This window comes from Nonomuraea sp. NPDC052129 (genome assembly GCF_040680095.1).
Lineage (GTDB): Bacteria > Actinomycetota > Actinomycetes > Streptosporangiales > Streptosporangiaceae > Nonomuraea.
Genome location: NZ_JBFAVX010000014.1, coordinates 163,905 through 176,417, shown reverse-complemented (window position 1 = coordinate 176,417; position 12,513 = coordinate 163,905). Strand labels below are relative to the sequence as shown.

The 12,513-nt window shown below is 70.6% G+C and carries 13 protein-coding genes; 7 read left to right on the top strand and 6 right to left on the bottom strand.

What is annotated here, in order from left to right:
• Window positions 1-63 precede the first annotated feature (63 nt).
• Entirely contained in the window at window positions 64-798 is a 735-nt protein-coding gene (locus tag AB0L53_RS29220) for an MFS transporter (protein WP_364000275.1), read from the bottom strand.
• Between the two features lie 67 nt (window positions 799-865).
• Here AB0L53_RS29220 and AB0L53_RS29215 point away from each other — a divergent pair, with 67 nt between their 5' ends.
• Complete coding sequence (locus tag AB0L53_RS29215) at window positions 866-1,498, top strand: TetR family transcriptional regulator (RefSeq protein WP_364000272.1); 633 nt, start codon at window positions 866-868, stop codon at window positions 1,496-1,498.
• Window positions 1,499-1,587: 89 nt separating this feature from the next.
• On the opposite strand, the gene AB0L53_RS29210 is transcribed toward AB0L53_RS29215, so the two are convergent.
• Entirely contained in the window at window positions 1,588-1,989 is a 402-nt protein-coding gene (locus AB0L53_RS29210; protein ID WP_364000269.1) for a hypothetical protein, read from the bottom strand.
• Between the two features lie 94 nt (window positions 1,990-2,083).
• Between AB0L53_RS29210 and AB0L53_RS29205 the strand changes: the two genes are divergently transcribed.
• Window positions 2,084-2,719: a TetR/AcrR family transcriptional regulator gene (locus AB0L53_RS29205; protein WP_364000266.1), complete on the top strand. Its 636-nt coding sequence runs from the start codon at window positions 2,084-2,086 to the stop codon at window positions 2,717-2,719.
• 29 nt (window positions 2,720-2,748) lie between these two features.
• Here the strand turns inward: AB0L53_RS29205 and AB0L53_RS29200 are convergent, their stop codons facing one another.
• Window positions 2,749-3,483 carry a GntR family transcriptional regulator gene (locus AB0L53_RS29200; protein WP_364000263.1) on the bottom strand — a complete coding sequence of 245 codons (735 nt, stop codon included), beginning with the start codon at window positions 3,481-3,483 and terminating at the stop codon, window positions 2,749-2,751.
• Window positions 3,484-3,605: 122 nt separating this feature from the next.
• Between AB0L53_RS29200 and AB0L53_RS29195 the strand changes: the two genes are divergently transcribed.
• From AB0L53_RS29195 to AB0L53_RS29185, 3 genes are read left to right on the top strand one after another with little or no spacing between them, the layout of a single operon-like run.
• Complete coding sequence (locus AB0L53_RS29195) at window positions 3,606-5,063, top strand: FGGY family carbohydrate kinase (RefSeq protein WP_364000260.1); 1,458 nt, start codon at window positions 3,606-3,608, stop codon at window positions 5,061-5,063.
• Window positions 5,060-6,439, top strand: a complete 1,380-nt coding sequence (locus tag AB0L53_RS29190) for an NAD(P)/FAD-dependent oxidoreductase (RefSeq protein WP_364000258.1) — start codon at window positions 5,060-5,062, stop codon at window positions 6,437-6,439. Before AB0L53_RS29195 ends, AB0L53_RS29190 begins: the two co-directional genes overlap by 4 nt.
• Window positions 6,436-7,752 (top strand): FAD-dependent oxidoreductase, encoded by a 1,317-nt coding sequence (locus AB0L53_RS29185; RefSeq protein ID WP_364000255.1) that lies wholly within the window; start codon window positions 6,436-6,438, stop codon window positions 7,750-7,752. Before AB0L53_RS29190 ends, AB0L53_RS29185 begins: the two co-directional genes overlap by 4 nt.
• A gap of 32 nt (window positions 7,753-7,784) precedes the next feature.
• Here the strand turns inward: AB0L53_RS29185 and AB0L53_RS29180 are convergent, their stop codons facing one another.
• Window positions 7,785-8,354 (bottom strand): TetR/AcrR family transcriptional regulator, encoded by a 570-nt coding sequence (locus AB0L53_RS29180; protein ID WP_364000252.1) that lies wholly within the window; start codon window positions 8,352-8,354, stop codon window positions 7,785-7,787.
• 99 nt (window positions 8,355-8,453) lie between these two features.
• Between AB0L53_RS29180 and AB0L53_RS29175 the strand changes: the two genes are divergently transcribed.
• Window positions 8,454-9,140 carry an SDR family oxidoreductase gene (locus AB0L53_RS29175; protein ID WP_364000249.1) on the top strand — a complete coding sequence of 229 codons (687 nt, stop codon included), beginning with the start codon at window positions 8,454-8,456 and terminating at the stop codon, window positions 9,138-9,140.
• A 65-nt stretch (window positions 9,141-9,205) separates the two neighbouring features.
• Here AB0L53_RS29175 and AB0L53_RS29170 read toward each other — a convergent pair whose 3' ends face one another.
• Together AB0L53_RS29170 and AB0L53_RS29165 are read right to left on the bottom strand one after the other, a co-directional pair.
• Window positions 9,206-9,889, bottom strand: coding sequence for a hypothetical protein (locus tag AB0L53_RS29170; protein ID WP_364000246.1), 684 nt, complete (start codon window positions 9,887-9,889; stop codon window positions 9,206-9,208).
• Window positions 9,890-10,158: 269 nt separating this feature from the next.
• On the bottom strand, window positions 10,159-10,632 hold the full coding sequence (locus AB0L53_RS29165; RefSeq protein WP_364000243.1) for a hypothetical protein: 474 nt from the start codon (window positions 10,630-10,632) through the stop codon (window positions 10,159-10,161).
• 317 nt (window positions 10,633-10,949) lie between these two features.
• On the opposite strand from AB0L53_RS29165, the gene AB0L53_RS29160 reads away from it, so the two are divergent.
• The gene (locus tag AB0L53_RS29160) at window positions 10,950-12,500 is read left to right on the top strand and encodes a carbohydrate-binding protein (protein WP_364000240.1); all 1,551 of its coding nucleotides are present in this window, start codon (window positions 10,950-10,952) and stop codon (window positions 12,498-12,500) included.
• Window positions 12,501-12,513 lie beyond the last annotated feature (13 nt).

Genomic DNA, 12,513 nt, shown 5'->3' with positions numbered 1-12,513 from the left:
CGGTCGCGCGGGCTCGCGGGCCCGTCGTGGTGTGCAAGGGCAGCTCCTTGATCAGGAGCGCCATCAGGAAGCCCGCCGCCGCGAGGATTGCGACGAGCCCGTAAGGCCCAGCGCGTAGCAGGCCAGCGCGGCCGGCGAGCCGTACCCCCAGGTCCTGCCCTGCTCGGCCACCAGCAGCAGCGGGCCGCACCCGGCCACCAGCGTCAGCGCCCCGGCCCAGTCCAGCCGGCGCTCGCGCCTGGTGGCGGGCAGGTCGAGGGTACGGGCGACCAGCGCCAGTACGGCCGCGCCGACCGGTACGTTGACCAGGAAGACCCAGCGCCAGCCCACCTCGGCGAGCGTGCCCCCGGCCAGCGGCCCCAGTACGCTCGACAGGCCGAAGACGGCGACGAACCAGCCCTGGTAGCGGGCCCGTTCGCGGGGCGGCAGCAGGTCGGCCAAGATCGCGAAGGCCAGTGACATCAGCCCGCCCGCGCCCAGACCCTGCACTGCGCGGAAGGCGGCGAGCGCGCCCATCGACGTGGCCGTCGCGCACAGGAGCGAACCGGTGACGAAGACGGTCACGGCGGTGAGGTAGAAGGGCTTGCGGCCGTACAGGTCGGACAGCTTCCCGTACAAGGGCATCGTGACCGTGGAGGCGATCAGGTAGGCGGTCGTGACCCACGCCTGATGGCTGAGGCCGTGCAGGTCGTCGGCGATCGTCCGCATGGACGTCGAGACGATCGTCTGGTCGAGCGCGGACAGGAACATACCCGCCATGAGCCCGCCGACGACCGCCGAGATCGGGCGTCGTGACATGGGGCAAAGACTCACTCATTCAGATGAATTTTGTCAACTAAATGATTGAATCGCTAGGATGGCGGCCATGACAACGCGGCGACGTGCGGTGACCGAGGACGAGCGGGGGACCGCCGCGGAGCGGACCCGGGAGCGGATCCTGCGGGCGGCGCTGGAGGAGTTCGGGGCCAAGGGCTACTCGGGAGCCCGTACGGCGGCCATCGCGGCCAGGGCCGGGGTCAACCAGCAGCTCATCAGCTACCACTTCGGTGGCAAGCAGGGCCTGCTGACGGAGCTGCGCAGACGGTGGACCGAGACCGGGGCCGGGCTGCCGCCGCCGGAGTCCTCCTTCGCCGACTCCTTCGCCGCCGTCCTCGACACCACGCTCGAACGGCCCCAATGGGCGCGCATGGTGCTCTGGCAGGCACTCGGCGACGATCCCGGCGAGGGCGGTGGCATGTCCAATGCCCAGCGCGAGCAGCTGCGCGACGGCATCGAGCGACTGCGCCGGCGGCAGCGCGACGGGGAGATCAGCGACGCGCCGTCGCCGGAGTTCGTGATGCTGCTCGCGTACGCGCTGACCTTCGCGCCCCTCGCGCTGCCCGACCACGTCGAGGCGATCCTCGGCGTCGACCCGCTGTCGGAGGACTACCGGCGCATCGCGCACGACCAGCTCATGACCCTGCTGCGCGGCCCCGCGCCTGATGATGCCTGCCGGTAGCCGAGCTGGATTTCACTCCCGGCCGTCAGACGCACGTCGCCGATGGCCGGATCGATCTGCGACCGCACGGGGACTCCCGGAAGGAACGGTTATTGGGCAGGTGCTCTGTGCCGCAGGTGCGGACGTGCCTCGGCCCAGATCGCCGCGGGCTCGAAGCCGGCGGCGTTCCAGGTGGTGGACGTCAGCCGCCCCCGCCCGCGGTAGCGCCGCACGATCGTGACGTGTTCCGGCCACCCCACGAACCGCCGCAGGGCCTGTTCGTCCTGCCAGATCGACACCGAGCCGCACCTGAGCTCCAGCGGTCGCGTCCACAGCCACATCCCGACCGCGCCCTCCAGTTGGGGCCAGGCTCGGCGCAGCGCGATCCCGGACCGGTAGATACCGGGCAGGTCGCGCGCCCTGTCGGCCTGGTACGCGGTCACCGCGACCAGCACGGGCCCGGCGATGTCCACGGCCGGCCCCGAGGTCCAACGGCTTCTCAGCATGCTCATGGCACCTCCTTTTCAGCACGAACGTTCGTGCTTGGATGGGACGGTATCACGTGCGACATAATTGACCGAACGTTCGTGCGCGAAAGGAGCGGCAATGGCGGGTCGGCCACGAGACGAGGGGACACGGAACGCGATCCTGCGCCGAGCGGCGGACATCGCCTCCAAGGACGGGCTGGAGGGCCTGTCGATCGGGCGACTTGCCGCCGACCTCGGCGTGAGCAAGAGCGGGCTCTTCGGCTACTTCGGCTCCAAGGAAGAGCTCCAGCTCGCCACGATCCGGGCCGCGACGGGTGTCTACCTCGGCGAGGTCGTCCACCCCGCCCTGACGGTGCCGCCGGGCCTGGGGCGGTTGTGGCAGTTGTGCGAGCGCTGGCTGAGCTACTCGGAGCGGCGGGTCTTCCCCGGAGGGTGCTTCTTCTTCACGGTCACCGCCGAGTTCGACGCCCGCCCTGGTCGCGTACGGGACACCGTCGCCGCCGCAGGTCGCGAGTGGAACCTCCTGGTCGCGAGCGCCATCGGCGACGCGCGCGGGCTCGGAGAGCTCACCGAGGACACCGAACCCGATCAGCTCGCCTTCGAACTGATCGCGTTCATGGAGACCGCCAACGCCGTCTCACTCTTGCACGACGATCCCGTCGCCTACCGACGCGCCAGGAGCGCCATCCAGAGACGCCTGCACGCGTCCGCCACCGATGCGGCGTCGCCGCCCTGGCTCTCAGCCCAGGGCTGAAGGCGTCTCGTACGAGGCCTCGCCGCCGCTCAGGCGTCTTCGACCGGTACGGGAATCCGGGCCTCGACCTTGAACGACGCCCGGTCAGCCCGGTACACGTCGCGGGCGAACTCGACGCAGCGCCCATCGGCAGTGTAGGTGCGGCGGGTCAGCAGGATCCCGTTGGAGGCGCTGCGGATCTTCAGCCGGGCGCAGGACGCGTCGTCGATGACGATGGACTCGATGACGGCGGAGGCGTCGGCCGGTACGACGCCGTAGTGGGTGCGCAGGATGTGCCAGAGCGACCCGGTGAGAGGCTGCTCCAGCAGTCCGGGCGTGAGGGCGCTGGGGAAGTAGGTGGTCTCCAGCGCGATCGGCTCGTCGTCGGCGAACCGCAGCCGGTGCAGGGCGTGCACGGTCTCGTCGCCGGCCAGGTCGAGCGCCTCACGGGCCGAGGGGGTGGGCGGGCGTTCCTCGGCCCAGATGAGCTGGGCCGATGGGCGCCGTCCGGCTAGGATGATCTCGTCGGAGAAGCTGCCGATGTGGAAGGGCACCCGCGCTTCGGCCACGAACGTCCCGCGTGGCGGACGCCGGTAGACGTAGCCCTCCTTCTCCAGCAGTGCCAGGGCCTGCCGGGCCGTCATCCGGCTGACGCCGTACGTCTCGCTGAGCTCCCGCTCTGACGGCATGAGCGTGTGCGGGCCGAGCTTCTCGCCGGTGATGCGGTCGCGGAGCTCCGCGGCGATCGTCACGTAACGCGGCGAGGCTGCGGCCTTGTTAACCATGGTTGACACCCTAGCCCGTTTGGTCCTTACCTTTCGGTCTACGCCACATGGTATATACCAAGAGTGGCGCTGGACATGCACTCGATCGGCGGCGCTTTCGCGTAGAAGGAGCAGATCTGACGATGTACATCCTCGCGATCGACCAGGGTACGTCCGGGACCAAGGCCATCGTCGTGGACGGGGGCGGGGCCGTCCTGGCGATCGCCGAGGAGGCCCTGCGCCCGCGCTATCTGGAAGGCGGCGGCGTCGAGCAGGACCCGCACGCCCTGCTCCACTCCGTCCTGACCGCCGGACGGCGGGCCAGCGCGGCGGCGGGCGTGCCGCTGGACGCCGTCGCCCTGGCCAACCAGGGCGAGACCGTCCTGGCCTGGGACCCGGCCACCGGCGAGCCGATCACTCCGGCCATCGTCTGGCAGGACCGCCGGGCCGAGCGGCTGTGCGCGGCACGGGCTCCGTACGCAGACCGGGTCGCCGCGCTCACCGGCCTCGTGCTCGACCCCTACTTCTCCGCGCCGAAGATGCGCTGGATCCGTGAGGAGCTCACCACCGAAGGCGTCGTGACGACCACCGACACCTGGCTGGTGCACCGGCTGTGCGGGGCGTTCGTCACCGACGCCGCCACGGCCAGCCGGTCTCTGCTGCTCGGCCTGGCGGACGGGCAGTGGAGCGGTGAGCTGCTCGACGTCTTCGGGCTCGGCGCCGAGCGGCTCCCCGAGATCGTCGCCAGCGACGCCGTCGTCGGTATGACCACCGCCTTCGGGCCGGAGATCCCGGTGACCGGCCTGATCGTCGACCAGCAGGCCGCGCTCCTGGCCGAGGCGTGCCTGGAGGCGGGCACGGCCAAGTGCACCTACGGCACCGGGGCCTTCCTGCTCGCCCAGCTCGGCACGTCTCCCACTCGATCGACGTCTGGCCTGGCGACGTCGATCGCCTGGCGGCTGCGCGAAAAGACCCGCTACTGCGTGGACGGCCAGGTCTACACCGCGGCCTCGGCCGTCCGCTGGCTCGCCGATCTCGGCCTCATCTCCGGCGCCGAACAGCTCGACGCCGTCGCGGCACCCTCCAGCGATGGCGTGCTGTGCGTGCCCGCGCTCGCCGGCCTGGCCGCGCCGTGGTGGGACGCCGCCGCCACCGCCTCGTTCACCGGCATGACGCTCAGCACCGGCCGCGGGCATCTCGTACGGGCGCTCCTGGAGGGCGTCGCCGCCCAGGTCGCCGCGCTGACCGCGCTGGTCGGCGCGGACCTCGGCGCGCCGCTGTCCCGGCTGCGCGTCGACGGCGGCCTGACCCGCTCGCGCGTCCTCATGCAGGCGCAGGCCGACCTCGCCCAGCTCCCCGTGGAGGTCTACCCGTCACCGCACGCGACGCCGCTCGGCGCCGCCGCCTGCGCCCTGATGGCCCTCGACCCCGGGCTGGACGCGGCCACGGTGGTCGACGGCTGGCGGCCGTCGGCCGTCTACGAGCCCGCCTGGCCCGCCGCTCGCGCCGCCGAGTACCTGGAGCGGTGGCAGGCCGCCACTTCGCTGTCGAAGGAGACCTGGTTGTCGAAGGAGGCCCGGTTGTCGAAGGAGATTTCGTGAACGCACCCCGTACCTACGATGTGGCCGTGATCGGCGGCGGCATCGTCGGCTCGGCCATCGCGCGGCTGCTGGGCGGCACCGCCCTGTCGGTGGCGCTCCTGGAGGCGCGCGACGACGTGGGCGACGGCACCAGCAAGGCCAACACCGCCATCCTGCACACCGGCTTCGACGCCAAACCCGGCACCCTGGAATCCCGCCTGGTCGCCCGTGGCTACCACCTGCTCGGCGACTACGCGGAGGCCACCGGGATCCCGGTCGAACGTACCGGAGCGCTGCTCGTCGCCTGGACCCCCGAACAGCTCGACGCCCTGCCCGAGCTGCGCGCCAAGGCCGAGCGCAACGGCTACACCGCCTGCGAGACCGTCGACGCGGCCGAGGTCTACCGACGGGTCCCCGCCCTCGGCCCCGGCGCGCTCGGCGGCCTGACCGTCCCCGGCGAGTCCATCATCTGCACCTGGACCACCAACCTCGCCCTGGCCACCGACGCCGTCAACCGAGGCGTGACGCTGCTGCGCGGCCACCGCGTCACCGAGGTTCACGTCGGCGCGGACACCACCCGGCTGGCGACCACCGCGGGCGAGATCACCGCATGCTGGGTGGTCAACGCCGCCGGACTCGGCGCCGACACGCTCGACGCCCTCTTCGGTCACGACCGCTTCACCGTCACGCCGCGCCGCGGCGAACTGCTGGTCCTCGACAAGCTCGCCCGGCCGCTGGCGCCCTGCATCGTGCTGCCGGTGCCCTCGTCGGCGGGCAAGGGCGTGCTCGTCAGCCCCACGATCTACGGCAACGTCATGGTCGGGCCGACCGCCGAGGACCTGACCCATCGCGGCGCCACCGGCACCTCCGAAGCGGGGCTGACGTTCCTGCGCGAGAAGGGCGCGGCGCTCATGCCCCGGCTGATGAAGGAGGAGGTCACCGCGACGTACGCGGGCCTGCGGGCCTCGATCGGGCGCGACGACTACCTCATCGACCTCGACGTCTCACAGCGCTACCTCCTGATCGGCGGCATCCGCTCCACCGGCCTGACCGCCGGCATGGCGATCGCCGAACACATCGGGGACCTGCTCGCCGGCCATCTCGACCTCACCGCGCGCGCCGGCCTGCCCGCGCCGCCGCGCATGCCGAACCTGGGCGAGGCGTTCGCGCGCCCGTACCAGGACGCCGCCGCGATCGCCGCCGACCCCGAGTACGGCCGCATCGTCTGTTTCTGCGAGCGGGTGACGCGCGGGGAGATCCGCGACGCGCTGACGTCGGTGATCCCGCCCGCCGGGCTGGACGGCCTGCGCCGCCGCACCAGAGCCATGAACGGACGCTGCCAGGGCTTCTTCTGCGGAGCCCGGGTACGCGAGATCTTCGAGGGGGAGACGGAATGACCGAGCGAGTACGGGTGGCCGTCATCGGCGGTGGACCGGCGGGACTGACGGCCGCCGCCGCGCTCGCCCCGGCAGTGGACGGCGATGTCCTGGTCCTGGAGCGCGAGCCGGAGACCGGCGGCATCCCCCGGCACAGCGACCATCCCGGCTACGGCATTCGTGACCTGCGCCGATTCATCTCCGGACCCGAGTACGCGCGCCGGCTGACCCGCGTCGCCCGCGAGGCCGGAGCGCGGCTGGAGACGGAGGCCATGGTCACCGGATGGGCCCTGCTTACTGGAGCGGCCGGACCGCGCACCCTGGTCACCGGAGGGGACGGACCACAATCCCTGCTCACTGGAGCGGCCGGAGCGCGGACCCTGGAGGTGACCTCGCCGCGCGGCCGTCGCCTCGTCCAGGCCGACGCGGTGGTCCTGGCGACCGGCGCCCGGGAGCGGCCTCGTTCGGCCCGGCTCATCGCCGGCGACCGGCCCGACGGTGTCTACACCACCGGCCAGCTGCAGAACCTCGTACACCTGCACCATCGCGAGGTCGGGCGGCGCGCCGTGGTCGTCGGCGCGGAGCTGGTCAGCTGGTCGGCGGTGCTGACCCTGCACGAGGCGGGCTGCCGTACCGTGCTGATGACCAGCGAGCACGCCAAACCCGAGGCCTGCACCGCCTTCCACGTCCCGGGCCGGCTGGCCTTCGGCGTGCTCGTCCGGACCCGCACCCGGCTGGTCGCCGTCAACGGCAAGGGCCGGGTGACCTCGGTCGACATTGAGAACCTCGACACCGGCGAACGCCACCGCGTCCCCTGCGACACCGTGATCACCACCGGCGACTGGATCCCCGACCACGAGCTGGCCCGTACGGGCGGCCTGGACATGGACGAGTCCACACTTGGGCCGCGCGTGGACACCTCCCTGGCCACGAGCCTGCCCGGCGTGTTCGCGGCGGGGAACCTCCTGCACCCCGTCGACACCGCCGACATCGCCGCGCTCGACGGCCGCCACGTGGCGGGCGCCGTCCTGCGGCATCTGGCCGGCCACCCCGCCCCGGCCGGCGGGGTGCCACTGGTGGCCGAGGCGCCGCTGCGCTGGGTCGCTCCGCAGATCGTACGTCCCGGCGGGCCGCCGCCCTCCCGGGGCAGGCTCCTGCTGTGGTCTGACGCCTTTCGGAGGTTCCCGCGAATCGCCGCGACCCAGGACGGGCGCCTCCTCGGCCGTACCCGCCTACCCTGGCCCGCCGCCCCGGGCCGGGTCTTCCGCGTACCTTTCACCCTCGTGACGGGCGCCGACCCAGCGGGCGGGCCCGTACGACTCGCACTGGACTGACCGCTCGCACTGAAATGACCGTTGGCGCCTGATCACGGGGTCGCTGTCGCTGTCAGGGCGGCGCGCGCGGTTGCGAGGATCTCCTCGGACAGGGGTGAGTCCTTGGTGGCGCGGGCCAGGACGAGTGCGCCGAACATGGTGCACAGCCGGGTGATGCCGTCCTGGTCGGGGGTGGCGAGCGCGTCGGCGAAGTCGCTGACTCCCTGGGTGTAGACGCGGTGGGCCTCGTGGTTGCCGGGTTCGCGCGCCATGTCGCCGGCCAGCGCGGCGACGGGGCAACCGTCCGAGGGGTTGTCGCGGTGCTCGATGGAGAGATAGGCGTCGATCAGCGCCTGCTGGGCGGCGGTGTCGGATTGTCCGGTGTGCTGTTCGAGCGCGACGGTGTGGTGTTGGGCGAGTTCGGCGAAAGCATGGCTGGTGGCCTCGTCGATGAGCGCCTCCTTGGAGGCGAACTGCTTGTAGAAGCCGCCGTGAGTCAGTCCGGCCGCCTTCATGAGGTCGGCGACGCTGACGTGGGTGCCCTGCTCGCGGAACAGCCGGGAGGCGGTTTCCACGATCCGCCTGCGGTTCTCCTGCGCTTGCGCCTGTGACACGCGGCCCATCGGCCACCCCCCTCATTTGGATGTCAGCTGTCATCTATCCTATGCTCCATCTTAGATTACAAACGTAATCTAAATGGATCTGCAACGCTGGGAGCAGACATGGAACTGAAGAACGCGGTCGCCGTGGTCACGGGCGCCAACCGAGGACTGGGCCGCCATCTGGCCGTCCAGCTTCTGGAGCGCGGAGCGAAGGTGTACGCGGCGGCGCGCCGCCCGGAGAGCGTGGACGTGGTCGGCGCCATCCCGCTGCGCCTGGACGTGACCGACGAGGAGTCCATCCGGGCCGCGGCCCGCCTTGCCTCGGACGCGACCCTGCTGGTGAACAACGCCGGGATCTCCACCGGCACCCCGCTGATCGCCAGCGACCTCGAAGCGGTGCGGCTGGAGATGGAGACGAACTACTTCGGCCCCCTCGCCGTGACGCGCACCTTCGCCCCGGTCATCGAGGGCAACGGCGGCGGCGCCGTGGTCAACGTCCTGTCCGTGCTGTCCTGGTGGCACCCGGCCGTCACCGGGGCCTACGCCGCGGCCAAGGCCGCCGCCTGGGCGCAGACCAACGCGGTCCGCGAGGAACTGGCGCCGCGCGGCATCACCGTCTCGGCGCTGCACGTCGGGTACATGGACACCGACATGGCGGCCACCATCCCCGCCGACCAGAAGGCCGACCCCGCCGACGTCGCCGCCCAGGTCCTGTACGGCATCGAGAACGGCCGGCCCGAAATCCTCGCCGACGAGGTCACCCGGAACATCAAGCAGAGCCTGTCCACCACGCTGAACCCGGCCTGAAAGGGTCCTGCGCCAGGAGCGACTGGGTATCTCGACGGCCGGCCGGCGGCGGCGCTCTCGCTCCCTTACTCCGGCACGACGCCGACGACCATGCGGTGGTCGAGGTAGGCCGGCAGATCAGCCGCTCTGGAGAGCGCTCCGGTCCGTACGTCGATGATGAGGAAGCCGCGGGTGGAGTCCACGATGACGCGCCGGTCGTCGAGCCACTGAGCGAGTTCACCGCCGCCCGGGGTGGGGAAATCCCTGACCCGGGCGCCGGTCGTGGCGTCCCAGAAGGTGATCAAGCCGTGGGAGCCCATCAGGAGCTTCCCGTCGGGGGAGAGGCTCTTCACGCTGTTGGCGTTGATGTACTCGGAAACCGTCCTGGCCTTGCCCCGCTTGTCGACGGAGATGATCGCACCGTCCCAGTGGCACTCCCGGGAGCCGACGATCTTGTCTCTGGTCACTCCGAACACCACGCACAGCCTCGGGATGGTCCGGGTGCCGCCCGTCTCGAAGTCCGTGATGATCATGCGTTTCTCCGCCACGATGGCGGCCGCGAACAGCCTGCCGTCCGCGGAGACCGCCAGGGGAGTGGGGCCAGGACTCTGCCTGTCCAGCTCCGCGGCGGTGAGCCGGCGGGTAAGCGGACGCGATCGGCCATCGCGCAGGTCCAGGGCGACGTACTGGTTCGTGGCGAAGTCCAGGTAGGCGAGACGATGCCCGTCGAGGCTGACCACGATCTCCTGGTCGGCATTCTTGATCAGCATGTCCTCGCCCGTCGCGAGGTGGAGGCTTCGACCGCCCTCCGCGAAGCCGGTCCAGCGGATGGAAGGCGACGACGCCCTTCTCCGGAGGCGCGCAGGACGACGCCTCCGGCTGTCGCGAGAAGAACGGCGGCCACCCGAATGCGATAGCGCACCCGGGACCGCCTGGCTAATTGAGACCAGGTGCCCGACACGAGATCAAATACTAGGATTGACCGATTGCGATCAGATTGCGGTAGTGCCCTTGCTGCACCTGGCGCGCGCCCGATGACTTACGGGATGACGTCCGCCACGATCTTGGCGGCGGCCTTCTGGCACGAGGAGAGCCGCCCGCTCATGCTCGCCTGAGCGGCCGAGTTGCTGGCGCAATGCCACCCACCGACGGTCGCCACCCCGGCACTGCCCTGCTTGGGAGTGTCCGGCCGGTAGTAGGTCCGGAAGACCTTCAGTGCCGTACGGCAATCGGCCCGCCCCGCGGACACGGCGACCGCGGCCATGGGCCCGCCGCCGGGCGGCTGAAGCTCACCGCACACGGTCCCGGGCCCGGCGAGCTTCCGCGAGGGCGAGGGCCGAGCCGTCGGCGGCGCCGTCTCCGGTGCTTTCGTCTTGGGGGATTCCGGTGCCGGTGTGGTGGGCGTCGCCAGGGCGGAGGACGGTGCCGGGGTAGCGGACGGTGCCAAGGTGGCGGACGGTGCCGCCTCCGGCTCGGATTTCTCCCCGCAGGCGCTCAGGAAGAGCAACAGCACCGGAACACAGGCAATGACTCGTGACCGCACGAAACAGAACTCCACAACTCGACGTCAAGGTCGGCGTAGTCTCTCACGCCCAGCGCGTCGCTCCGCCATGCCAATGATCTGTCGTCGTCGCTGAAACTTTCACCGCCGCACAGCATGAGGATGAGGCTCTCCTCATGCTTTCCACCGCCCGTGACCTCGGTTGACGTGCCGTCTCCGGGTTGAGGCCGCCGGGGCGTCCGCGTACGTGAGACCTTTCCAGGCTCAGCGGTGCGTGCTTAGCTTCGCTCATCCATCGGAAAGCGCTTACCAAACCCTGGAGACGAAGGATGCGCCTAAAAGCCGTCATGGCGTGCACCGGCCTGCTGGCCGGCGTTCTCGTCGCACTGTCACCATCCATCGCGAATGCCGCGACCACCCGGTATGAGGCCGAGACCTCGCCGGCGGTCTGCACCGGGACGATCGACTCCAACTGGGCGGGCTACTCCGGCAGCGGCTTCTGCAACGGCACCAACGCCGCGAACGCCTACGCCCAGTTCACGGTGAACGCCTCGGCGGCCGGTACGGCGACGCTCGGGGTGCGGTTCGCCAACGGCACCACCAGTGCCCGTCCCACCAGCCTGCTGGTCAACGGTACGACCGTGCAGTCGGTGTCGTTCGAAGGCACGGGTACATGGGACGCCTGGACCACCAAGACGCTGACCGTCAACCTGGCCTCGGGCAGCAACACCATCCGGCTCAACCCCACGGGCAGCACCGGCCTGGCGAACATCGACTACCTCGAGGTCACGACGGGAAGCACGCCGCCACCCACCGGCACGCTGTACGCCTCGCCGAACGGCAGCGCGAGCGCGCCCGGAACGGAGTCGGCCCCGACGACGCTGGCCTCGGCGATCACCCGCGTCACGGCGGGCGGGGTGATCTACGCGCGCGGCGGGACGTACAGCCTCTCGCAGACGCTGACCATCGCGGCGGGCAACAACGGCACCTCGAGCGCCCTCAAGAAACTGTCCGCCTATCCGGGAGAGACCCCGGTGCTGAACTTCTCGTCCATGAGCGAGGACTCGGCCAACCGCGGGCTCGCCCTGAACGGGTCGTACTGGCACCTCTACGGCCTCGTCGTCGAGCGGGCCGGTGACAACGGGATCTTCGTCGGCGGCAGCAACAACATCATCGAGCGCACGGTGACGCGCTTCAACCGTGACTCGGGGCTGCAGATCTCACGGATCGCCTCTGACACCCCCCAGAGTCAGTGGCCGGCCAACAACCTCGTCCTGAGCTCGGAGTCGCACGACAACGCCGACTCCGACGGTGAGGACGCCGACGGCTTCGCCGCAAAGCTCACCTCCGGCCCCGGCAACGTCTTCCGCTACGCGGTGTCCCACAACAACATCGACGACGGCTGGGACCTCTACACCAAGACGGACACCGGAGCCATCGGCCCGGTCACCATCGAGGACTCCCTCTCCTACAACAACGGCACTCTCAGCGACGGCAGCCAGGCCGGCAACGGTGACCGCAACGGCTACAAGCTCGGTGGCGAGGACATCGCGGTCAATCACGTGATCCGGCGCAGCATCGCCTACCGCAACGGCAAGCACGGGTTCACCTACAACCGCAACCCCGGCACGATGTCGATCTCGGACAACGTCAGCATCGACAACACGGAGCGCAACTACTCCTTCGACGCCGGCACCTCGGTGTTCCGCAACAACGTCTCGTGCCGCAGCGGCAGCGGGACCACCGACAGGATCGTGGGTAACGCCGACAGCTCCAACCAGTTCTGGTCCGGTTCGAACGGGTCCCGATGCTCCTCCTACTCGGGTGCCCTGCACTGGTCCTTCGCCGCGGACGGCCGCCTCGTGGTCACCTTCGGCTAGCCTGCGACGCCAT

Bases quoted from the DNA above. Each gene is read 5' to 3' on its own strand.
- AB0L53_RS29170 (WP_364000246.1), bottom strand. From the start codon at position 9,889: ATGCTGATCAAGAATGCCGACCAGGAGATCGTGGTCAGCCTCGACGGG.
- AB0L53_RS29175 (WP_364000249.1), top strand. From the start codon at position 8,454: ATGGAACTGAAGAACGCGGTCGCCGTGGTCACGGGCGCCAACCGAGGA.
- AB0L53_RS29180 (WP_364000252.1), bottom strand. From the start codon at position 8,354: ATGGGCCGCGTGTCACAGGCGCAAGCGCAGGAGAACCGCAGGCGGATC.
- AB0L53_RS29205 (WP_364000266.1), top strand. From the start codon at position 2,084: ATGGCGGGTCGGCCACGAGACGAGGGGACACGGAACGCGATCCTGCGC.
- AB0L53_RS29200 (WP_364000263.1), bottom strand. From the start codon at position 3,483: ATGGTTAACAAGGCCGCAGCCTCGCCGCGTTACGTGACGATCGCCGCG.
- AB0L53_RS29210 (WP_364000269.1), bottom strand. From the start codon at position 1,989: ATGAGCATGCTGAGAAGCCGTTGGACCTCGGGGCCGGCCGTGGACATC.
- AB0L53_RS29220 (WP_364000275.1), bottom strand. From the start codon at position 798: ATGTCACGACGCCCGATCTCGGCGGTCGTCGGCGGGCTCATGGCGGGT.
- AB0L53_RS29160 (WP_364000240.1), top strand. From the start codon at position 10,950: ATGCGCCTAAAAGCCGTCATGGCGTGCACCGGCCTGCTGGCCGGCGTT.
- AB0L53_RS29195 (WP_364000260.1), top strand. From the start codon at position 3,606: ATGTACATCCTCGCGATCGACCAGGGTACGTCCGGGACCAAGGCCATC.
- AB0L53_RS29185 (WP_364000255.1), top strand. From the start codon at position 6,436: ATGACCGAGCGAGTACGGGTGGCCGTCATCGGCGGTGGACCGGCGGGA.
- AB0L53_RS29215 (WP_364000272.1), top strand. From the start codon at position 866: ATGACAACGCGGCGACGTGCGGTGACCGAGGACGAGCGGGGGACCGCC.